The 19,934-nt window shown below is 63.9% G+C and carries 16 protein-coding genes and 1 tRNA gene; 8 read left to right on the forward strand and 9 right to left on the reverse strand.

The window, feature by feature from the left end:
• The first annotated feature begins 227 nt into the window (after positions 1–227).
• Both NKI10_RS25560 and NKI10_RS25565 read left to right on the forward strand, forming a co-directional pair.
• A complete protein-coding gene (locus tag NKI10_RS25560) occupies positions 228–1,109 on the forward strand; it encodes an HpcH/HpaI aldolase/citrate lyase family protein (protein ID WP_023673922.1) in 882 nt (293 codons plus the stop codon).
• A 39-nt stretch (positions 1,110–1,148) separates the two neighbouring features.
• The gene (locus tag NKI10_RS25565) at positions 1,149–1,355 is read left to right on the forward strand and encodes a DUF1737 domain-containing protein (RefSeq protein ID WP_023673921.1); all 207 of its coding nucleotides are present in this window, start codon (positions 1,149–1,151) and stop codon (positions 1,353–1,355) included.
• 30 nt (positions 1,356–1,385) lie between these two features.
• Here the strand turns inward: NKI10_RS25565 and NKI10_RS25570 are convergent, their stop codons facing one another.
• The 3 genes from NKI10_RS25570 to NKI10_RS25580 all read right to left on the reverse strand — a co-directional run bounded on the left by NKI10_RS25570 (position 1,386) and on the right by NKI10_RS25580 (position 2,485).
• A complete protein-coding gene (locus NKI10_RS25570; protein ID WP_023673920.1) occupies positions 1,386–1,667 on the reverse strand; it encodes a helix-turn-helix domain-containing protein in 282 nt (93 codons plus the stop codon).
• Between the two features lie 9 nt (positions 1,668–1,676).
• Positions 1,677–1,997 carry a type II toxin-antitoxin system RelE/ParE family toxin gene (locus NKI10_RS25575; protein WP_023673919.1) on the reverse strand — a complete coding sequence of 107 codons (321 nt, stop codon included), beginning with the start codon at positions 1,995–1,997 and terminating at the stop codon, positions 1,677–1,679.
• A gap of 65 nt (positions 1,998–2,062) precedes the next feature.
• A complete protein-coding gene (locus NKI10_RS25580) occupies positions 2,063–2,485 on the reverse strand; it encodes a metallopeptidase family protein (protein WP_023673918.1) in 423 nt (140 codons plus the stop codon).
• Positions 2,486–2,714: 229 nt separating this feature from the next.
• Here NKI10_RS25580 and NKI10_RS25585 point away from each other — a divergent pair, with 229 nt between their 5' ends.
• From NKI10_RS25585 to NKI10_RS25595, 3 genes are read left to right on the forward strand one after another with little or no spacing between them, the layout of a single operon-like run.
• Positions 2,715–3,767, forward strand: a complete 1,053-nt coding sequence (locus NKI10_RS25585) for an ImuA family protein (protein ID WP_023745942.1) — start codon at positions 2,715–2,717, stop codon at positions 3,765–3,767.
• The gene (locus NKI10_RS25590) at positions 3,709–5,187 is read left to right on the forward strand and encodes a DUF6504 family protein (RefSeq protein WP_023816098.1); all 1,479 of its coding nucleotides are present in this window, start codon (positions 3,709–3,711) and stop codon (positions 5,185–5,187) included. Before NKI10_RS25585 ends, NKI10_RS25590 begins: the two co-directional genes overlap by 59 nt.
• Positions 5,184–8,456 carry an error-prone DNA polymerase gene (locus NKI10_RS25595; RefSeq protein ID WP_352862233.1) on the forward strand — a complete coding sequence of 1,091 codons (3,273 nt, stop codon included), beginning with the start codon at positions 5,184–5,186 and terminating at the stop codon, positions 8,454–8,456. The genes NKI10_RS25590 and NKI10_RS25595 overlap by 4 nt, the downstream gene beginning before the upstream one ends.
• Positions 8,457–8,576: 120 nt before the next feature.
• On the opposite strand, the gene NKI10_RS25600 is transcribed toward NKI10_RS25595, so the two are convergent.
• From NKI10_RS25600 to NKI10_RS25615, 4 genes are all read right to left on the reverse strand, one after another.
• Complete coding sequence (locus NKI10_RS25600) at positions 8,577–8,819, reverse strand: Trm112 family protein (RefSeq protein WP_352862234.1); 243 nt, start codon at positions 8,817–8,819, stop codon at positions 8,577–8,579.
• Positions 8,820–8,849: 30 nt separating this feature from the next.
• A complete protein-coding gene (locus tag NKI10_RS25605) occupies positions 8,850–9,521 on the reverse strand; it encodes an LON peptidase substrate-binding domain-containing protein (RefSeq protein WP_023703197.1) in 672 nt (223 codons plus the stop codon).
• A gap of 111 nt (positions 9,522–9,632) precedes the next feature.
• A complete protein-coding gene (gene trxA / locus NKI10_RS25610) occupies positions 9,633–10,640 on the reverse strand; it encodes a thioredoxin (RefSeq protein WP_352862235.1) in 1,008 nt (335 codons plus the stop codon).
• A gap of 80 nt (positions 10,641–10,720) precedes the next feature.
• Positions 10,721–11,218 (reverse strand): prolyl-tRNA synthetase associated domain-containing protein, encoded by a 498-nt coding sequence (locus NKI10_RS25615; protein ID WP_352862236.1) that lies wholly within the window; start codon positions 11,216–11,218, stop codon positions 10,721–10,723.
• 217 nt (positions 11,219–11,435) lie between these two features.
• Between NKI10_RS25615 and NKI10_RS25620 the strand changes: the two genes are divergently transcribed.
• Positions 11,436–11,510, forward strand: a tRNA-Gly gene (locus tag NKI10_RS25620).
• A gap of 128 nt (positions 11,511–11,638) precedes the next feature.
• Positions 11,639–13,861 (forward strand): SAM-dependent methyltransferase, encoded by a 2,223-nt coding sequence (locus tag NKI10_RS25625; protein WP_023805884.1) that lies wholly within the window; start codon positions 11,639–11,641, stop codon positions 13,859–13,861.
• Positions 13,862–13,881: 20 nt separating this feature from the next.
• On the opposite strand, the gene NKI10_RS25630 is transcribed toward NKI10_RS25625, so the two are convergent.
• A complete protein-coding gene (locus NKI10_RS25630; RefSeq protein ID WP_023672127.1) occupies positions 13,882–14,562 on the reverse strand; it encodes a redoxin domain-containing protein in 681 nt (226 codons plus the stop codon).
• Between the two features lie 19 nt (positions 14,563–14,581).
• Positions 14,582–17,866 carry an adenylate/guanylate cyclase domain-containing protein gene (locus NKI10_RS25635; protein WP_023672128.1) on the reverse strand — a complete coding sequence of 1,095 codons (3,285 nt, stop codon included), beginning with the start codon at positions 17,864–17,866 and terminating at the stop codon, positions 14,582–14,584.
• A 288-nt stretch (positions 17,867–18,154) separates the two neighbouring features.
• Between NKI10_RS25635 and NKI10_RS25640 the strand changes: the two genes are divergently transcribed.
• On the forward strand, positions 18,155–19,918 hold the full coding sequence (locus NKI10_RS25640; RefSeq protein WP_352862237.1) for an adenylate/guanylate cyclase domain-containing protein: 1,764 nt from the start codon (positions 18,155–18,157) through the stop codon (positions 19,916–19,918).
• Positions 19,919–19,934 lie beyond the last annotated feature (16 nt).

A 19,934-nucleotide genomic window follows, 5' to 3' on the forward strand; every position in this document is an offset into this window, starting at 1 on the left:
GGGTGCGCCCCCCCCCGGCCCTCCGTCCGCGCTCCTCGCCGGGGGCCCCCCCCCGCCTCGGTCTCGGTGGGCGCCCCACCTCTCCCCCGATCGACGGGGGAGAGGAAAGGCCCCCCTTCCGCAACTGCTGCGGGACGGGCGGGGCAGCGCAAGCTTTCGCAGTTGGCTCGTCATCAGGTACCGGTCGGACGCTTGCCTCACCCGCCCCCACGCGGCATAGATCGGCCATGACAAGCGAACCTTACCGCCCGCGCCGCTCGGTGCTTTACGTCCCCGCCTCCAACGACAAGGCGCTGGCCAGGATCGCGACGCTGGCCTGCGATGCCGTGATCATCGACCTCGAAGACGCCGTCGCGCCCTCAGACAAGATCGCCGCGCGGGACAAACTGGCCGGCATTTTCGCCAGCCGACCGAAACGCCGCTGCGAGATGATCGTGCGCGTCAACGCGCTGTCCAGCGAATGGGGCAACGATGACCTGCTGACCGCGGCGAAATTCGAGCCCGACGGCATCCTGTTGTCCAAGGTCGCCACGCCGCGCGATATCCTCGAAGTCGGCGACGTGCTCGACGACAATTTTGCCCCCGACAGCGTCAAGCTCTGGGCGATGATCGAGACGCCCAAGGCCATGCTCAATATCGGCGCCATTGCCGAACTCGGCCGCGATCGCGCTTCGCGGCTAAATTGTTTCGTTGCCGGAACGAACGATCTGGTCAAGGAAACCGGCATTCTGGCGACGCCTGATCGGCGCTACCTCGTGCCTTGGCTGATGCAGATGGTGCTGGCGGCGCGAGCCGGCGGCATCGACATACTCGACGGCGTCTCCAACGATTTTCGCGACCTCGACGCGTTTGCGCGCGAATGCACGGAAGCCGCCGCCATGGGGTTCGACGGCAAGACGCTGATCCACCCCGCCCAGATCGAAACCGCCAACCGCGCCTTTGCGCCCGCGCCCGAAGCCTTGGCCGAGGCGCACGCGGTGAAAGAGGCTTTCGCCTTGCCCGAAAATGCCGGCAAGGGCGTGATTGCGCTGGATGGCAGGATGGTCGAACGGCTGCACCTGGTGCAAGCCGAAAAACTGCTGGCGAAGGCCGCCGCCATCGGCGCATGATCCGCCCCGAAAAGACGAACTCACGACAGGATCTGACCCATGAGACTTTACCGCTTTCTGTCCGCCCCCGACGATTCAACCTTCTGCCACAAGGTCACCGCGGCGCTGAACAAGGGATGGCACCTGTACGGCTCACCGACCTACGCCTATGACAAGAAGACCAAATCGATGCGCTGCGGCCAGGCGGTGGTGAAGGATATCGACGGCCAGGAATACGGGCCGGATACGAAGCTGAGTGATTGGTAGGCGAGCTTTGCCAGCCTGTCTAAGACAGCGCTAGGCTGCCTCGGCAATATCAAGACGCACTGTAAGTCCGGCCTGTGTGGCCAGATTGATCAAGGTGTCCAGACTAAAATTCGCGATCCTGCCCCGCAGAAGATCGCTAAGGCGTGGCTGGGTAATCCCGAGCCGGTTGGCTGCTTCGGCTTGGGTAACGTCCCAACTCCGCACCCGCTGTTCGATCGCGATCAGCAAATTGGAGCGCATAGTCATGTTGGCGGACTGAGCCGGGGTGTCTTCCAGCGCATCCCAGACATTTTCAAAGCTTTGACGTTCCATGAGCATGTCTCACTGAATTTGCCTGAACCGCGATGCGGCAAGAGCCAAGTCTCGTTTCGCCGTCTGTTGCGTCTTCTTCTGGAAGGCGTGCAAGACAAAGACGGCGTCACCTATGCTGGCGACGTAAAGCACCCGGAACGCGCCAGCATCGTCTCGGACACGGATTTCCCGTACGCCTAGGCCTATCGTCGTCATCGGCTTCCAATCGCTTGGCTCAAATCCGAGTTGAACCTTGTGCAGTTGAACGCCCGTTTCCTTGCGCACCGCCTCTGGAAAAGCCCGGAGCTTGGCAAGAGAATCTCCAAGAAACTCCAGTCGCTTGGTCGGCATACAGACTTTATATCAAAACTTGTATAATTTCACAAGCAGGCTCGCCACCTGAATATCGCACAGCCTTACTCCGCCGCCTCTTCAAGCTTTTCCATATCGTCGTCCGACAGGCCGAAATGGTGGCCGATCTCGTGGATCAGCACGTGGGTGACGATGTCGCCCAGCGTCTCTTCGTTTTCGGCCCAATAGTCGAGGATGGCGCGGCGGTAGAGGGTGATGCGGTTCGGGCCTTCGCCGGTCTGCGGGTTCCAGCGCTCGGCGATGCCGCGGCCCTCGAACAGGCCAAGCAGATCAAACGGTGTCTCCAGCGACAGATCGTCCATGATCTCGTCGGTCGGGAATTCGGCGATCATGATGACGATCTCGCCGGTCAGCTTGCGAAAATCGTCGGGCAGATGTGCGTACGCCTCCAGCGCCAGAAACTCGATCTCCTCGATCGAAGGCGAGAGTTCATCGTGCCAGGTGCGGGTCTTGTAGATGCGGGCCATGCTTTGTCCTTTGATCCGGCATATAGGCTTTCCCTCCGGACTCGGCAAATGGACCGGGTACCTGGCCAATGACTGTTTCTTTGCGCCGAATGGCTGCGACCAAAGTCCAAGGTTGGCCTCGTCACCTTTGATCAAGGAATAAATTCCTTCTGACTCCGCTTGACTCTTCCGGCACCCTCTGGAATCTATAGGAACATAACAGGAACAGTTGTGAGAGAAATTGACCGTCATGGCGACATCAGCCGTGGCGCGGGAGACTGTTTTTGCCCTGCGCCGCCAGATCGCGAAGATCGAGGGAACGCTGCCCGAGCGCCTGGCCGCGCCGGCTGGCGAGGGGCTGCGCGCGGGTCCTGGCGGCGGTCTCGACGCCGCGCCTGAACCCGATGCCGATGTCACCATCATCCGGCGCGGGCTTGCCGTGGCTTCGCCGGATGCTTTCCTGGCCACCGGCGTCGAGCGCCTCGATGCGGCGCTGAGCGGCGGCCTTCCGAAAGCCGCCTTGAGCGAAATCCATGGCCTTGAGACCCGCAATGCCGGGGCCGTCGCCGGCTTTGTGCTGTCGCTGGTCAGCCTGATCCTCAAGGGCCAGCCCTTGCCCGTGCTGTGGATCGGCACGTCGGAGATTTTTCGCGAGGCCGGCTTTCCCTATGCCAGGGGAGTGCAGGGCATGTTCGGTATCGCACCGGAGCAGTTGCTGTTTTCCGAGGCGCCGAAACTCACCGATGCGCTGTGGGTAGCCGAGGAGGCCGCGAAGATGACGGCGCTCGCCGCAATCATCCTCGAAATCCGTGGCAGCCCGCAGCGGCTCGACCTCACCGCGACGCGCCGGCTGCACGCGCGCGCCCAAAACGCCGGCCGGCCGGTGTTCCTGCTGCGCCAGGCCGGCGAAGCCGAGCCGACCGCCGCCCCGGTGCGCCTCATCGTGTCGGCTGCACCAGCGGCGAGCCGCCGGACGATCGCCGGGTCGCTCGCCGGCTCGATCGGCCGGCCTGCCTTCACCGTCAGCATCGGCAAGAGCCGCACCGCTCTGCCTGGACAATTCACACTGGAGTGGAACCCCGATGAACACGCATTCGAAGAAAGAAAGCCCCGCGAAAAACGGGCAGAGAATTCTGTCGCTGTGGTTCCCGCATCTGGCGGCAGAACGGATCCTGCGCCAGCGCCTGGGACGGTCGTGGCGTTCCCGGCCTTCGGATCATCTGCCGCCATCTCACCCACCGCTCGTGATCAGCCATCGCGACCGCAACGCCCAGCGCATATCGGCCCTCGACGAGCGGGCTGAGGCGCTGCATCTGAAGCCTGGCATGGGCATTGCCGATGCGCGCGCCATGCATCCCTCGATCGACATCGTCGAGGCCGATCCGGACGCCGATCGCCGGCTGCTCGAAGGCCTCGCCGACTGGTGCGATCGCTATACGCCGCTGGTGGCGCTCGACGGTACTGATGGCCTTTATCTCGACGTCACCGGCTGCACGCATCTGTTCGGCGGCGAGCGCGCCATGCTGGACGACATCCTTGCGCGGTTTTTCCAGCAGGGTTTCGATGTCCGCGCCGGGTTGGCCGCGACGCCGGGTGCAGCCTGGGCGGCGGCGCGCTTCTGCGGCAACCGCATCGTTGTCTCCGGCGAGGAGGAAGCGCTGCTCGCCCCCTTGCCGCTGGCGGCACTGCGCATCGAGGCCGATATCCGCGCCAGCTTGGAAAGCGTCGGCCTGCGGACCGCCGGCGCGGTCATGGCAGCGCCGCGCGCGCCGCTCGCCCGTCGCTTCGGCGCGACCTTGCTGTTGCGGCTCGACCAGGCGCTCGGCCGCCTCGACGAGGCGGTATCGCCGCGCCTGCCCGTGGCCCCGCTTTCGGTCGAACGCCACCTGGCCGAGCCGGTCGTGCTGACCGCCGAGATCGAACGGCTGGTGCTCTTGCTGGCGGTGACGCTGAAGGCCGATCTCGAACGCCGCGGCGAGGGCGCAAGGATGCTGGCGCTGCTTTTGTTTCGCGTCGACGGCGCCGTCAGCCGCATCGCTGTCGGTACCTCGCGACCGTTGCGCGAACCCAAGCTTATCCAGCGCCTGTTCCATGAGCGGCTGGCCGCGCTCGAACAGGACATCGATGCCGGCTACGGCTTCGACCTGGTGCGGCTTTCGGTGCTGGCGGCCGCCGGCTTCGACATGCAGCAGGCCGATTTGACCGGCGAGACCGAGGATGACGGCGCCGACATGGCACTCTTTGCCGACCGCATCCGCGCCAGGCTCGGCGACAGTGCGGTGCTGAAACCGGTCGCCCTCGAGAGCCATCTGCCGGAGCGCGCCATCGCCACCATCCCGTTCTCGGAAGCGCCACAACGCAAAACACCGCTCAGGAAGCCGGGCTCGAAAGACGCGCCGCGCGCAACCATCTTCCCGCCGGAACGGCCGATCCGGCTGTTCCGTTCGCCCGAGCCGATCGAGGTGCCGGCCACCGAAATGCCTGAGGGTCCGCCGATGAATTTCCGCTGGCGCCGCGCGCTCTACCGGGTCGCGCGCGCCGAGGGGCCGGAACGCATCGCGCCGGAATGGTGGCGTGAAACGTCAAGCGATCCGCTCACATCGACGCGTGACTATTTCCGGATCGAGGATGCCGACGGCCGCCGCTACTGGCTCTACCGGCAAGGCCTCTATGGCAACCCGCAGGTGCCGCCGCGCTGGTTCATGCATGGAGTCTTCGCATGAACGCGCTGACCGTCATCCCCTATGCGGAATTCGGCATCCAGTCGAACTTCTCCTTCCTGCGCGGCGCCTCCAAGCCGGAGGAGCTGGTGGTGGCGGCCAAATTCCTCGGCTTTTCCTCGATCGGACTGGCAGACCGCAACACGGTGGCCGGCGTCGTGCGCGCCTGGCAGCAGGCCAAGGTCGAGAAGCTCGCCTATCACCCCGGTTGCCGCCTGGTGTTCGGCGACGGCACGCCGGACATTCTCGCCTATCCGCAGAACCGCAAGGGCTGGGGCCATCTCTGCCGCATGCTGACGCAAGCCAATTTGCGCGATGAAAACGAGAAGGGCGCGACCCTTCTCCAGCGCAGCGACCTGCTCGAATGGGGCGACCTGCTGTCGCTGGCGGTGCTGCCGGATCTCTCGGCGAATGCCGACGATCCCCTGGCATTGGTCCGTCAACTGAAAGACCGTTTCGGCGCTAATTTGCGGCTAGGCATGGCGCCGGATTATCGCGGCAATGACCGTTTCCGCATCGAGCAGGCGGCGGGCATGGCGGACATCGCCGGCGTGCCGCTGATGGCGACCAACGACGTGCTTTATCACAGCGCCGAGCGCCGCTCGCTGCAAGATGTGCTCACCGCCATCCGCCTCAATTTGCCGGTCGCCGAGGTCGGGCTGGAATTGACGGCCAACGCCGAGCGCCATCTGAAGCCGCCGCTGGAAATGGCCCGTCTCTTCCGCCGCCATCCACGGGCGCTGGCCGAGACGCTGCGCTTTGCCGGCGAACTGACCTTCTCGCTCAGCGACCTCCAGTACAATTATCCCGACGAGCCGACGCAATCAGGGCTTGGGCCGCAGGCCGAGCTAGAGCGTCTGGCCAGGGAGGGGGCCGCCACGCGCTATCCGGCGGGCGTCCCCGCTTCCGTCTTGCAGCGCATCAGTGAGGAGCTCGCTCTGATCGAGCGTCTGAATTATGCGCGCTATTTCCTGACCGTTTACGACATCGTCCAGTTCGCCCGCAATGAGGGCATTCTGTGCCAGGGCAGAGGCTCGGCCGCCAACTCGATCGTCTGCTACTGCATCGGCATCACCGAGGTCGGCCCCGAGCGCATCGACACGTTGTTCGAGCGCTTCATTTCCGAGGAGCGCAACGAGCCGCCCGACATCGACGTCGATTTCGAGCATGAGCGGCGTGAGGAGGTGATCCAGTACATCTACTCCAAATACAGCGCCAAGCGCACCGCGCTGGCTGCCGCCGTCATCAGCTATCGCGGCCGCTCGGCGCTGCGCGAGGTGGCCAAGGCCATGGGCCTGTCGGACGATGTCCGCAGTGCGCTCTCCAGTTCGATCTGGGGCTGGTCGACCTCGGAGCTCGGCGAGAAGGAGGCGCATGCCGGCGGCCTCGACCGCAACGAGACCTCGACCCGTCGCGTGATCGCCCACGCCAACGAGATCATGGGCTTTCCCCGGCACCTGTCGCAGCATGTCGGCGGCTTCGTCATTACCCGCGACCGGCTCGACGAGATCGTCCCCATCGTCAAGACGGCGATGGAGGCGCGCAAGATGGTCGAGTGGGATAAGGACGATCTCGACGCGGTGAAGATCCTGAAGGTGGATATTCTGGCGCTCGGCATGCTGACCTGCCTCAAACGCGCCTTCACCTTGCTCACCGACTATTATCCGAAGGCCCGGGATGATTACGGCCGACCCTATGTGCTGGCCACCCTGCCGCCGGAAGAGAACGACGTGTACGACATGATCTGCCGCGCCGACACGCTCGGCGTCTTCCAGATCGAATCGCGCGCGCAGATGTCTATGCTGCCGCGTCTACGCCCGCGCGAATTCTACGACCTGGTCATCGAGGTGGCGATCGTGCGGCCCGGTCCGATCCAGGGTGATATGGTGCATCCCTATCTGCGCCGCCGGCAGAAAAAGGAAATGCCTGAGTACCCCAAGCCGGAACTGGAAGAAATCCTGGGCAGGACGCTGGGCGTGCCGTTGTTCCAGGAACAGGCGATGAAGATCGCCATCGTCGCCGGCGGCTTCAGGCCGGGCGAGGCGGACGAACTACGCCGCGCCATGGCCACCTTCAAGCGCACCGGCACCATCGGCAATTACCGCCAGCGCATGATCGACGGCATGGTCGGCAAGGGATACACCAAGGACTTCGCCGAGCGCTGCTTCAAGCAGATCGAAGGCTTCGGCGAATACGGCTTTCCCGAAAGCCACGCCGCCTCCTTCGCTTTGCTCGTCTATGCCTCCTGCTGGTTCAAGACCTTTTATCCCGACGTGTTCTGCGCCGCGATCCTGAATTCGCAGCCGATGGGGTTTTACCAGCCGGCCCAGCTGGTGCGCGACGCGCGCGACCATGGCGTCGATATCCGCGACGTCGACGTCAATTTTTCCGACTGGGACTGCACCCTGGAGAAAGCCCAATTCGATCCGGGCCGCATCCTTGCGCGCCATGCCGAAATGCGCGGTGTCATCAAGACCCGGTGCGCCGTCCGGCTTGGCTTCCGTCAGATCAAGGGCTTGGCCGAGAAGCGTATGGAAGCTTTCACCGCGCGGCGCGGCGCCGGCTATACAAGCGTCAGGGATGTCTGGCTGCGCTCGGGCCTCAATGTCGGCGAAATCGAAAGACTGGCGCAGGCTGACGCCTTCCGCTCGCTCGGCCTCGACCGTCGTGAAGCCTTGTGGGCGGTGCGCGCGCTGGATGGCAAGAGCGCCGCCGAACGGCTGCCGCTGTTCGACCAGCCGGCGATCCGGCTGCGCGAACTCGAGCCCGAGACAAAACTGCCGACAATGCCGCTCGGCGAGCACGTCATCCACGACTACCGCGCGCTCGGCCTGTCGCTGAAGGCGCATCCGGTCGCCTTCCTGCGCGAGCGGCTCGACCGCGCCGGCGTCATTCCCAATGCCAATCTCGGCTCGGTGCGCGACGGCAGGCGGGTCTCGGTCGCCGGCCTGGTGCTGGTGCGGCAGCGGCCCGGCAAGGGCAATGCGATCTTCCTGACGCTGGAAGACGACAAGGCCGTCGCCAACGTCATTTTCTGGGAGCGGACCTTTACCCGTTTCCGGCCCATCGTCATGGGCGCGCGCTTCGTCAAGGTCACCGGCAAGCTGCAGTCGGAATCCGACGTCATCCACATCGTCGCCGAGAAGATCGAGGATTTGACGCCGTGGCTGACGGTGCTGCTGGAAGAGATGACGCCGGCTGCCCGGCCCGACATTGCCACCCTCTCGGACAAAGCTGAAAGGGTCATGCCCAAGGGGCGGAATTTTCAGTAGGCAAGTGCAGGGCGGTCGGGAGCCCATGACATTAATGCCGGCAAGGGCAGAGGGGGGCGCGAAGGATCGCCAACAGAATGGCTTCTTAGGCTGAGGTCCGTTTGAACCACCCCTGGCCCTTCAGCCCGACCCACCCAATCGCGGCGGCGACAGCACGTCTTCCGCCGAAATCGTCCGCGCCTCCGAGGGCAGCATGATCGGGATGCCGTCGCGCACGGGATAAGCGAGCTTGGCAAGCCGCGAGATCAACTCGCCGCGCACCGGGTCCCAGGCCAGCGGCCCCTTGGTCAGCGGGCAGGCCAGCAGTTCCAGCAATTTTGGATCGACATTGACCGACTTGCCGTCACGCCCATCCGCAGCCATTGGATCCCCCTTCAGCCATCGGCTCAGCCCTTATTGCAGGCTGGAACCAAAGTCCTCATTCTCGCGCGCCAGCGCCATTTCGGTGATCGCGATCAGCGTCTCCGCGCGGGCTTTCAGGTCGGGCGCCTCCAGCAGCGCCTGTTTCTCGGCCGGTCCGTAGGGCGCCATCATCGACAGCGCATTGACCAGCATGGTGTTCTCGGCGCGGCTGACGCTTTCCCAATCGGCTTCAAGATCGTTGGCCTGCAGATAGGCGCGAAACGCTTTCAACAGCGCCGGCCGGTCGATCTCGCTTGCCGCCTGGTCTTCGGCGAGATCGGTGAGGAACGGCGCCAGCTTGCATTGCCGGAACGGCGTCTTCACCGGCAATTCGCTGGTGATGCGGAAACGGCAGACGCCCTGCAGCGAAATCAGATAGCGGCCGTCGCCGCTCTCGGCCATCGAGATGATGCGCCCGGCACAGCCGACATTGCACAGTTCCGGCTCGCCGTCGGCGCGCAACGCGCCATTGAGGCTGGGCTGGACGATGCCGATCAGCCGCGCGCCGGCGATCGCCTCATCCACCATCTGCAGATAGCGCGGCTCGAAAATATTGAGCGGCATGCGCCCGCCCGGCAGCAGCAGCGCGCCGGCAAGCGGAAACACCGGAATGGTTGCCGGCAGATCCTTGCCGACCCGGTAAAATGCGTTTCCGACCTGCACCTTCACTCCTCCGACCCGCTTCGGGCGCGATGTTATCGGCCTAATCTGGCGCGGCGGCCGCCGACCGCAAGGCCCGACAGCCACGCCCCGGCAATTTGGCCGGCAAACGGCTCAGGAAAACAGCAGCGACGACAATTTGCGCCGTGCCGCCAGCGTCGCCTCGTCGGTCATGCCCCAGGCCTCGAACAGTTTCAGCAGCTGCGCCCTGGCGCCGTCCTCGTTCCACGTCCGGTCGGCTTTTATAATCGCCAGAAGATTGTCGGCCGCCGCATGGCGCTCGCCCTTGGCGTTCTGGATCATGGCGAGGTCGAAACGCGCCTGGTGGTCGCCGGGATTGGCGGCCAGTCGCTGCTCGAATTCAGCTGGATTGCCAAGTGCTGCCGCTTCCGCAGCCAGCGTCATCTTGGCACGCAGCGCGGCAAGTGCCGGCGCATTCTTCTTGGCCTGCGGCGCCGTTGCCAGCAGCGCCTCGGCGCCGTCGCTGTCGCCGGCCTCGAACAGAAGCTCGCCCAGCCCGGCAATCGCCTCGATCGTCTCCGGCGCCTGCGCCAGGATGGCGTCGTAAATGTCGGCTGCGGTCTGCGCATCGCCCGCCGCATGCGCTTCTGCCGCCGCGGCCAGTGCTTCGGCGACGGGCGGCGCGCCATTGCCCTTGCCGCCGACCTTGGTGATGAACTCGGCAATCTGGCTCTCGGGGATGGCGCCCATGAAGCCGTCGACAGGCTGGCCGTCCTTGAAGGCGATGACCGCCGGGATCGATTGGATGCCGAGCTGGCCGGCGATCGAGGGATGATCGTCAATGTTCATCTTGACCAGCTTGACCTTGCCGCCGGCGGCCTTGATCGCCTTTTCCAGAAGCGGCGTGAGCTGCTTGCAGGGCCCGCACCACGGCGCCCAGAAATCGACCAATACCGGCTGTTTGCGCGATTCCTGGATGACGTCGGCGGCGAAAGTGGCGGTCGTGGTGTCCTTGATCAGCTCGCCAGCGGCAGGTGCTGCGCCGGGTGTCGGGCCAAGTGCCGACTTGGCCGGCTCGGCGCCGCCATATTGCACGGACGTGGTGTACTGGCCAGAATTGCCGCCGAATTGGCCGCCAAACGGATTGTTGTTGTCGCTCATGTCGTCGCCCTTCCGGTCGCGCCCAGCGGAGCAGCGCGACGTCCTTAACTAGAGGTCAGTTTTCGCCATCCATGTGGCGATCAAGCCGAGACTTTCAAGATAGCAGCATCATGTCCGGTTGCCTCGACGAATCTGATGAGGTCGGCGGACGCGATCGACGTCGTCGCCTCATTGGTCAGCGGATGCGCGTTGACTGTCGCATGTGCCATCAAATCCTGGTCGAGCACCACCTTGACCCGTCTTTCGGTGTCGTTGATCAGCCCGAACACGGTGACCGCGCCCGGAATGACACCGAGCAGCTCCATCAGCATCTCCGGCTTGCCGAACGACACCCGGCCGGCGGCGCCGATGATCGTGTGGATCTGCTTCAGGTCGGCGACCGCCTCCTCGCCGACGCTGACCAGGAAGAAATTGTCCTTCTTGTCCTTGAGAAACAGATTTTTCGTGTGCCCGCCCGGTATCTCGCCCCGCAGCGACCGCGAATCTGCCACCGTATAGAGCGGCGGATGGCGCACGGTCGACACTGATATGCCGAGATCGGCAAGAAAGGCGAAAAGCTCGGCTTCGGTCTTCGGCATTGGTGGTCTTCCCTTGTGTCGGCGTGCGGCAAAGCCGTTTACGGCCAATGATGCCGCCGAGACAAGACCGTCATGCGGGAAGTCGATGAACCACCCGCGTGGCCGACAAGGTTCGGCCAGGCGATTTGGCGCGGCTAAAAAGCGTGTTATTTCCCTGTTGCAATCGCCGCGCTCTTCAGCCATATAGGCCCGACTTGCGGCCCCGAGGGCCGTGTGAGCGGGTGTAGCTCAGGGGTAGAGCACAACCTTGCCAAGGTTGGGGTCGAGCGTTCGAATCGCTTCACCCGCTCCAGTTTCCTCTAGGGGAATCAAGCGATGAAGAGGCGCCTTTCGGGGCGCCTTTTGCTTTTTCCAGACCGGCGATGTAAGCGCGTTGCGGGACACTTGTTCTCCCTCAGAACCAGGCGCAGGTAAGACGGCGTGGCGCACAATCCCTCGGGTTCAATTTCGGCGAAAGGCGGCACCGCATCTGAAGCGCTTGCTTGGCTGGCGTTGCGGAACGCCGCGTCCGAATGCGGCTCAGGCTCGCGCTTGATCGACCCGCAGCCCCTGCGCGCACTCCCGGCGGGACGCAAGTGGGCGCATGAGATTGCCAAGGTAATCTTCGATGGCCTCATGGCAGGAAGCCTGTCGGTGCCGGCGCAATTGGCTGCCGGATGGGCGAGGTTCGGCAGCGCAACCACCGCGTTGATCATCGAACTCGGCAAGATCTGGGACAATCCCGCAGCGGCTCGCCGCGTCCAGTACCAGCTTGAGCAAATGCTTCTCGAACCCGACGATCTTGCCACGCCGCGCAGGCTGGCGCGAACGCTCGGAATTCGCGTCGACGCTCGCAATCCGACCGCGACCGAACTGCCGGAAGGCATCGATCAGATCTATGCCCATCTGATGCTGGATGGCCGGATCGAGGCTGTCGTGCAGTTCGGTGCACTCGGGACGGTGACGAGCGATCATTGGATTGAATTGATCCTGGATGTAGTGCCTGCTGAGCGGCTTGCGGGAGGATCGCCTGCACCGCAAAAGGGCGCCGGCGCGACCACGTCAAACACGCCTGCAGCCGAGGTATCGTTTGCCATGGCGGGAAGCGAGCCCGATCAGGACAGCCACTTCGGCAAACTCGCGCAATTGGCCGCACAGGCGCATGACCTGGTTCGGTCGAGCGCTGAACCGTCAGAGCCTGTTACGCCGCGCCGCGCACGGGTCGCGGACAAGCACGACAAGGATCGCACGGCGTTCTGGAACAGCTATTTCGCGACCGAGGATCCCTGGAACTACAGCTCGCTCTATGAGCAGGAAAAATATGAGCGGCAGATCGAGATCCTGCCTGCCGGTCCCATCGGCCGGGCGCTTGAGCTGGCCTGTGCGGAGGGCCATTTCACGCGGCAGCTGGCGCCGCGCGTGGGCCATCTGACCGCAACCGACATCTCCGCCATAGCCATCGAGCGAGCCCGCGCCCGATGCAACAATCAGGCGAATGTCGAGTTCGGCGTACTCGATTTCGCTGCCGACACGCTGCCGGGTGAGATGGATCTGATCTTCTGTTCGGAGGTGCTCTACTATCTGGACGATCTCGCCGAGTTGCGGCGCATCGCCAAGAAATTTGCCGAGGCGTTGGCGCCTGGCGGTAGTTTCATCAGCGCACACGCATTCGTGCTGCGTGACAATGTCGAAAAGACGGGCTTCGACTGGAACACATTCGGTGCCCAGGCGATCTCCGAGACGCTGGCAGCGACCGAAGGCCTGGTGCTCGAGCAATCGATCCAGACCGAACTCTACCGCATAGACCGCTTCCGCCGCCTATCGCCGGGCGATGTGGCGACGGACCCGGTGATCGATCATGTGCCGATCCGCGCGCCCATCGAAATCGGCGTCGCGCGAAATATCGTCTGGGGTGGGGCGCGAGCCTTGCGCCGCGACGTCGCACGTAACGAGCAGCGCCAGCATATCCCTGTCCTCATGTATCACGGCGTTGCCGATGAAGGTCCGGCCGCGCTCGCTCGCTTTCGGCTCACGCCCGCCGCATTCGCCAGCCAGATGGGATGGCTGCGCGCCAATGGCTTTCACGCCATTGGCTCCGAGCAGCTGGAAGCATCCATCGCCAACCGTCAGCCTTTCGTCGGCCGCCCGGTGCTCATCACTTTCGATGACGGCTTCCAGAACTTCGCCGACCATGCCTGGCCGATCTTGCGCGCCAACGACCTGAACGCGGAAGTGTTCCTGGTGACGGACCTGGTGGGCGAAAGTGCAAAGTGGGACACCGACATCGGTCCGCCGACGCCGCTTATGGGCGCCGGGACGGTGCGACGCCTCGCTGCCGAAGGCGCCTTCTTCGGCAGCCACATGGCGACGCATCGCGCCATAGATGGTCTGTCGAGCGCTGACCTGGCCGCCGAGCTCCTGCGCTCTCGTCTGTTCATCGAACGCTGGACCGGCCGGCCAACCAGGGCGTTCGCGGCCCCCTTCTCCGTCACCGACCGACGGCTTGGCCGGCTGGCTAGGGAGTGCGGCTATCGAGTAGGCTTCGGCCGCAGGCACGGGCCGGCGGACCTCCATAGCGATCTCATCGACCTTCCGCGCATCGAGATTCGCGGCGACCGCTCGCTCGATGACTTTGTCGCCACTGTCGAGGCCGTGCTCGGATAAACGGTGAACTTGTCAGTTCATTATTGGGCGACTTGCGACACGGCTGACATCAGCTCCTTCGGGTTTGGGGCGCCAAACATGTATCGCCCACCCTCCGGGACCTCCGTGAAGCTCCAGCGGACGATCCCCTGCCGGTCCAGCAGGAACTGACCAACCAGTTGTCCGTGTCCCGTGGCCATCATCTGCTCGTCGGCTTCGGTCAGTTCGTAGTGGTCCTTCTTGTCGAGGATTGCGGCGGCTGTCATCGGATCCATGGGACCGGGCAATTCGCCAGGTATGTCGACCCGCATGTCCTGTGCCGCTGCCATCGCGACCTTGTACGGCCAGTTCGTCTCGTTCTCGGTGAATTCGAGATTGGGCAGTCCAAAAGCACGATGTGAAGCGCGTTCCGGGTCCGACGCCGCAAGCAGGTTCGGCATTGGATGGTAGCGGAAATAGAGCCGCGCCCGTTCGATCGGCGTGTTGACCACCGTCAGGCTCTCCACGCCCTTTTCGCGCAGCTCCGGATCGAGACGCGCCTGAGCGGCGATGTGGCGCCGGCAAAACGCACAATGCAGACCTCGAAACAGGCCGACCAGCACCGGTTTTTGCCCGCGAAAGTCGTCAAGCGCAATCTTGCCTTCCTGGGTAATGGCGTCGAGTATCAGGTTCGGCGCCCGGTCGCCCGGTTGAAGCGGTATCAATCCACTAGGCGCGGACATGTCCAACCCCCTATCCCGGCTAGTCGAGAAAAGGCAGCACCACAAGCGCTTCCGGGTCGAGCCCGTGCTGGGCGCATATACCCTGCGCCAGGGAAAAGTAGCGTTCGGCCTCGGCCAGATTGTCGAGGTCGAGATTAAGCGTTGCGAGTCCATCATAGCACGGAAACAGCAGTTGGGGCTCGCCCGTTTCGCGGGCTACCTCCAGTGCTTCGTGGAACAAGCCGATCGCCAGTTCCGGATGGCCGTTGCACTGGTGGATCTGCCCAAGCACGATCAACGGCACTGGCAGGTGCTCGCGCTGGTCGAGCGCCCGGTCAATTTCGATGGCCTTCTCGGCAGCAGGCACGCCCTCCGTTGGACAGCGATCCGTGAAAGTACAACAAGCTACCGCCAGATTGGCGAGGAGGCGCGCCTGGAAACCCAAATCGCCAATACGGCGCGCCACTTCAAGACCGCGCCGACAGACCTCCATCGCCTTCGCCGGATCGATGGTCGTGTAGAGCACCCCGAGATTGGTGTAGCCGCGGCAGGCCGCGCCCAGCAGACCGGCGGCTTCGGCCAATTCAATGCTGCGCTCAACCTCACGCACGGCTTCATGGTTTCGCCCAAGGCGAGCCAACGCAACAGCCTTGGTATTAAGTGCCTCGGCGGTCACGAGGGTGGCATCATCGGAGACATGTTCCGTTGTCAGAGAGCGTACGCAATCCAGCGCCGCGTCTGCCCATTTTGCCGCGAGAGTGTGATCTCCGCTGCGGAACGCCTGTCGGCCACGTTCTTGCCAGAGATGCGCCTGCTCGATCGGGGCATCCGCTCCATCGAGGAGCGCTGCCGCTTCAGCGTAGCGCGATTCCGCGTCGTCCCGCTTGCCCACGTCCCAAAACAGCCGACCGATCTTGCGCAAAACGCGCGCCGCCGCGACACGATCGGCTGACTCGCGATAGGCCTGCAGCACCGCCTCGTAGTGGCGGTGTGCAATCTCGCGGCGGCCTGCCGGGCCGCTCAAATCGGCAATGCGCTCTGCAATTGCCAGTTTGAGCGGTGTTTGCCCGATCGCGCCCAACGCAGTCAGTGCTCGCTCGTAGAAACGAAGGGCGTCGTCATTGGCGTATATCATGCGAGCGCGATCTCCCGCCGCCTGCAGGTAATGCGCGCCCCTCTCCCGCTCGGCGCTCTGAGCGAAATGATGACCGAGCACGGCCAGATCCTCGAACCGTTCCGGCTTGTCGCCGCACAGTTGCTCCAGGGCGGCACCTACCCGGCGGTGGATGTCGGTCCGGCGTTGCAGGAGCAGATTCTGGTAGATCACGTCCTGCAGCAATGTTTGCGTAAAGCGGTAGCTTTGCGACGAGACCGAGCCTGATCCGGCAACTTCCTCGATGATTTCCGCATCGCAAAGCAGTTCGCAGCCCGCTTCCAGTCGGCCGGGGTCGGCTGCCACGGCTTTCAGAAGCGTGGCATCGAAGCGCGGGCCGATTACCGCGGCTTCCTGGGCCAACCGGCGCACCTCTTGCGGCAGCCGGTCGACGCGAGCAAGCAACATTGCCTGGATCGTGGCGGGGATGCCGGTTGCGACTTCGCCTGCCACGGTCCGCCATTGCTGGCCCTCGCGCACCAATACACCGCGATCGATAAGGCCGCGAACGATCTCCTCCAAGAAAAGCGGGTTGCCGCCCGCGCGCTCGAGGATCTGGTCGAGAAGCCCTCCTGCGGCGTTTACCCAGCTCTCGCCGAAAAGCGCCGCCACCAGGCGGCGTCCGTCATCGCTGTCGAGCGGCGAAAGCCTGAGCGCTGTGTGGCTGACCCGACTTGAGTCGAGTTGGTCGTTGTCCGACGCCGGACGATGCGTGACCAGCAACATCAGCCGCGTGCGTTCCAGTCTGTCCATCACGAAACGCAGTGCCTCGAGCGAGACGGAGTCGGCCCAGTGCAGGTCTTCGACGACAATCAATAGCGGCGACAACGCAAGCCGCCGTTCCATGATTGTGCGGACCGCGTAGAGAATTTGCCGCCGCAGCTGCTCGGGCTCGACATGCTGCAAGGTGGCATCGGGGTCGCCGAGGCCAAGCACATGGTAGAGCAAAGGCATCAGCCGCTTCGCCTCCTCGCCCTGCAGGCCGAGATCGGCAAGCAAGGCTGCGAGCTTGCCCCGCATTTCGTCCCCATTGTCGTTTTGCATCATCCCGGCAGCGCTGCGCACCACTGCACCCAGGGCGCCAAATGATTGTTCACCCAGCGGTGAGCACGTGGCCTGCCGCACGGCGACGTTGCGAAAACGATCCTCGTCGCCGACGCGGGCGACGAACTCCTTCACCAACCGCGACTTCCCGATACCGGCTTCGCCGACGAGGCGGACAAGCTGGGCCGAGCCGCCGCACGCCAAGTCAAGGCTCGCCAGCATTCTGTTGAGCTCCGCATCACGACCTATTATGGGCGCACTGAGGCCGAGCGCCTCGAGCCCGCGCGCTGCACGCGGAGCCGCAAGCGGTGCATCCAGTCGGTGGACGAGCACACTGCCAGCCTTGCCGCGAAAGACGACATCGCCCAGCGACTCGTACGAGAAGGCATGCCGGGTCAGCCTGTGCGTGAGTTCGCCCACCAGCACCTCACCCGGTGCAGCCAGCGATTGCAGGCGTTGCGCCGTATTCACCGTGTCGCCGGTCACCGAATAGGATTTGGCGGTGCCGATGCCCAATCCGCCAGTAACGACCGGACCCGTGTTTATGCCTATGTGGAGCAGCAGCGGCGAGCCGGAGTGGCGGGTGCTTTCACCGAGCCGCGCCGTCCGGGCGATCATGTCGAGAGCGGCTCGAAGCGCACGTTCCGGATCGTCCTCATGCGCGACCGGCGCACCGAACAAGGCGAGCAGAGCGTCGCCGATGAATTTGTCGACGAAACCACCAAAGCCTTGCACGGCCGCCGTCAATTCCTTGAACAGTTCGTTCTGCAGCGCCTGCATGACCTCGGGGTCGAGCTGCTCGCTGAGTGTCGTGAAGCCGCAGAGATCGGCGAACAGCACCGTTACCGTTCGTCGATCGGCGTCGGAGACGGAATGCGGCCCCTCTTCGCTTTCGATGTTCGGCGATGGAGCTCGAGAGGGCTGCGCAATGGTGCGGCTTGGTGTCGGAGCAGGCCGTTCGGCAGCTTTTGCGGACGCACCGACGCTTGCCCCACATTTAGGACAGAACTCGAAATCAGGTGCGCAGGCGTAGCCGCAACTGGCGCATGGCACGGGCTGGCGGCGGCCACACTTCGGACAGAAGGCGTAACCGCCCTCGATCTCGAAACCGCAGCCCGAGCAGTTCATGGACACCTCACCAGAGCATGATGCCGAAGAGTGTGAAGCGGTTTTCGGACGACATCATGCTCTATCTCTTTGACCTTGGGCCATGACGCGTGATCTCGCCACGCTCGTCACGGCCGGGGTATTCACAAGGATGAACCGATAGTCGTCAACCGGCAAGCGGCAGCGCAAATGGGCATCCGCGTGGGCTGGTGTCAGAGCGCTGCCGGTAGCGCGGCTGCGTGGCCGTGGTTTGCGAAAATTCCCTCGTCCCGCCGTCTTCCTGCTATGATGGAGATGAGGAGGCGACCCATGAGCGAGAACCGTAAGCTGGCCGCAATCCTGGCTGCAGATGTGGTCGGATACAGCCGGCTCGCGAGCGCGGACGAAGATCGTACCTTGGCGCGGTTGCGGGCACTGCGCAGCGACCTGATCGATCCGATCATTGCAGTGCACCACGGGCGGGTTATCAAGCGTACCGGAGATGGGGCGCTGGTTGAGTTTCGCAGTGTGGTGGATGCCGTGCGCTGCGCCGTTGAGATTCAAAACGGTATGGTTGAGCGCAATGCCGGCGTACCGCAGGAGCGCCGCATCGAGTTCAGGATCGGCATCCATCTGGGCGACGTGGTCGAAGAGAGCGATGGCGACCTGATGGGTGACGGCGTCAACATCGCCTCGCGTCTGGAGGGCATTGCGGCGCCCGGCGCCATCTGCCTGTCCGAGGATGCCTATCGCCAGGTCAAGGCCAGGCTTGACCTCTCGGTCAGCGATCTCGGCAGCACACAGCTCAAGAACATCGCCGAGCCGATCCGGGTGTATTCGCTGCAGGTCGGCGCCGGGGCCAAGGTGGCCGTGACCTCGCAAACCCCGACGAGCCCTCCGGCTGCGGCAGCGCCGCCGAAACTGTCGATCGCCGTGCTGCCGTTCGCCAATATGAGCGGTGATGCCGAACAGGACTACTTCGCCGACGGCATCTCCGAAGACATCATCACGGCGCTGTCCAAACTGTCACAGCTCTTCGTCATCGCTCGCAATTCGTCGTTCATCTTCAAGGGCCAGAACGTCCATGTGCAGGATGTCGGCACGAAGCTCGGCGTGCGCTATGTCCTTGAAGGCAGCGTACGCAAGTCGGGGAACAAGGTACGCATCACCGCGCAGCTCATCGATGCAATTTCAGGCGGCCATCTTTGGGCGGAGCGGTTCGATCGCGATCTGACCGACATATTCGCCGTGCAGGATGACGTGTCGCAGCACATCGTCGGTGCGCTGGCGCTCAATCTGACCGAGGATGACCGTCTGCGGCTGGCGCCCGAACACCAGCGAAACCCGGAGGCGTATGACTGTTTCCTGCGGGGCCGAGAGCTGTGGCACCGGCTGACGAAGGACACGAACGTCGCGGCCCGCGAGCTCTTGCAGCGGGCCATCGAACTGGACCCGAAATTTGCCTCTGCCCACGCTTTCCTAGCCCTCACGCACGGGCTCGATTACCTCAACAGGTGGGGTGCGTTGGACTCGATGGCGCAAGCGGAAGAGGCAGCAACGCGAGCGGTAACGCTGGATGACAGCGATCCCTGGGCGCACTGGGCGCTGGCATCGGCCAAGCTTTACACACGACGGCACGATGAAGCCATCGGCGAGGTCGAGCGCGCGATAGCCCTCAATCCGAACTTCGCCGAAGCGCACGTCGCCCGCGGCGAGGCGCTGTATTATTCGGGTAGACCCGCGGAGGCGCTAGAGAGTTTCGCCCGGGGAAAGACCTTGAATCCATACTTTCCGGATGTGCTTCTGCACTTCCAGGCTTTGGCATCGTTTCAACTGGGAAGGTACGAAGAGGCCGTCGACCTCTTGCTGCAACGGCTGGCTCGCAACGCTGTCACCGACGTCTCGCGTGCGCTTCTGGCGGCATGCTACGGCCATCTGGGCCGTTTGGAGCAGGCCCATGCGGCATGGCAGGACCTGCTTCGCGTCAATCCCGCCTATTCGCTGGAACACCGTCGCAAAGTCTTGCCTTACAAGAACCCTGCCGATTTCGAACTCATGGTCGAGGGGCTCCGCAAGGCCGGCGTGGTGCAATGACGGGCTAAAGCCCGGC

Source organism: Mesorhizobium sp. M0802 (assembly GCF_040320115.1).
Lineage (GTDB): Bacteria > Pseudomonadota > Alphaproteobacteria > Rhizobiales > Rhizobiaceae > Mesorhizobium.

Excerpts from the sequence above, each read along its gene's own strand:
- NKI10_RS25630 (WP_023672127.1), bottom strand. The coding sequence starts at position 14,562 with ATGTCCGCGCCTAGTGGATTGATACCGCTTCAACCGGGCGACCGGGCG.
- NKI10_RS25595 (WP_352862233.1), top strand. The coding sequence starts at position 5,184 with ATGAACGCGCTGACCGTCATCCCCTATGCGGAATTCGGCATCCAGTCG.
- NKI10_RS25570 (WP_023673920.1), bottom strand. The coding sequence starts at position 1,667 with ATGGAACGTCAAAGCTTTGAAAATGTCTGGGATGCGCTGGAAGACACC.
- NKI10_RS25565 (WP_023673921.1), top strand. The coding sequence starts at position 1,149 with ATGAGACTTTACCGCTTTCTGTCCGCCCCCGACGATTCAACCTTCTGC.
- NKI10_RS25585 (WP_023745942.1), top strand. The coding sequence starts at position 2,715 with ATGGCGACATCAGCCGTGGCGCGGGAGACTGTTTTTGCCCTGCGCCGC.
- NKI10_RS25560 (WP_023673922.1), top strand. The coding sequence starts at position 228 with ATGACAAGCGAACCTTACCGCCCGCGCCGCTCGGTGCTTTACGTCCCC.
- NKI10_RS25615 (WP_352862236.1), bottom strand. The coding sequence starts at position 11,218 with ATGCCGAAGACCGAAGCCGAGCTTTTCGCCTTTCTTGCCGATCTCGGC.
- NKI10_RS25580 (WP_023673918.1), bottom strand. The coding sequence starts at position 2,485 with ATGGCCCGCATCTACAAGACCCGCACCTGGCACGATGAACTCTCGCCT.
- NKI10_RS25600 (WP_352862234.1), bottom strand. The coding sequence starts at position 8,819 with ATGGCTGCGGATGGGCGTGACGGCAAGTCGGTCAATGTCGATCCAAAA.
- trxA (WP_352862235.1), bottom strand. The coding sequence starts at position 10,640 with ATGAGCGACAACAACAATCCGTTTGGCGGCCAATTCGGCGGCAATTCT.
- NKI10_RS25635 (WP_023672128.1), bottom strand. The coding sequence starts at position 17,866 with ATGAACTGCTCGGGCTGCGGTTTCGAGATCGAGGGCGGTTACGCCTTC.
- NKI10_RS25575 (WP_023673919.1), bottom strand. The coding sequence starts at position 1,997 with ATGCCGACCAAGCGACTGGAGTTTCTTGGAGATTCTCTTGCCAAGCTC.
- NKI10_RS25640 (WP_352862237.1), top strand. The coding sequence starts at position 18,155 with ATGAGCGAGAACCGTAAGCTGGCCGCAATCCTGGCTGCAGATGTGGTC.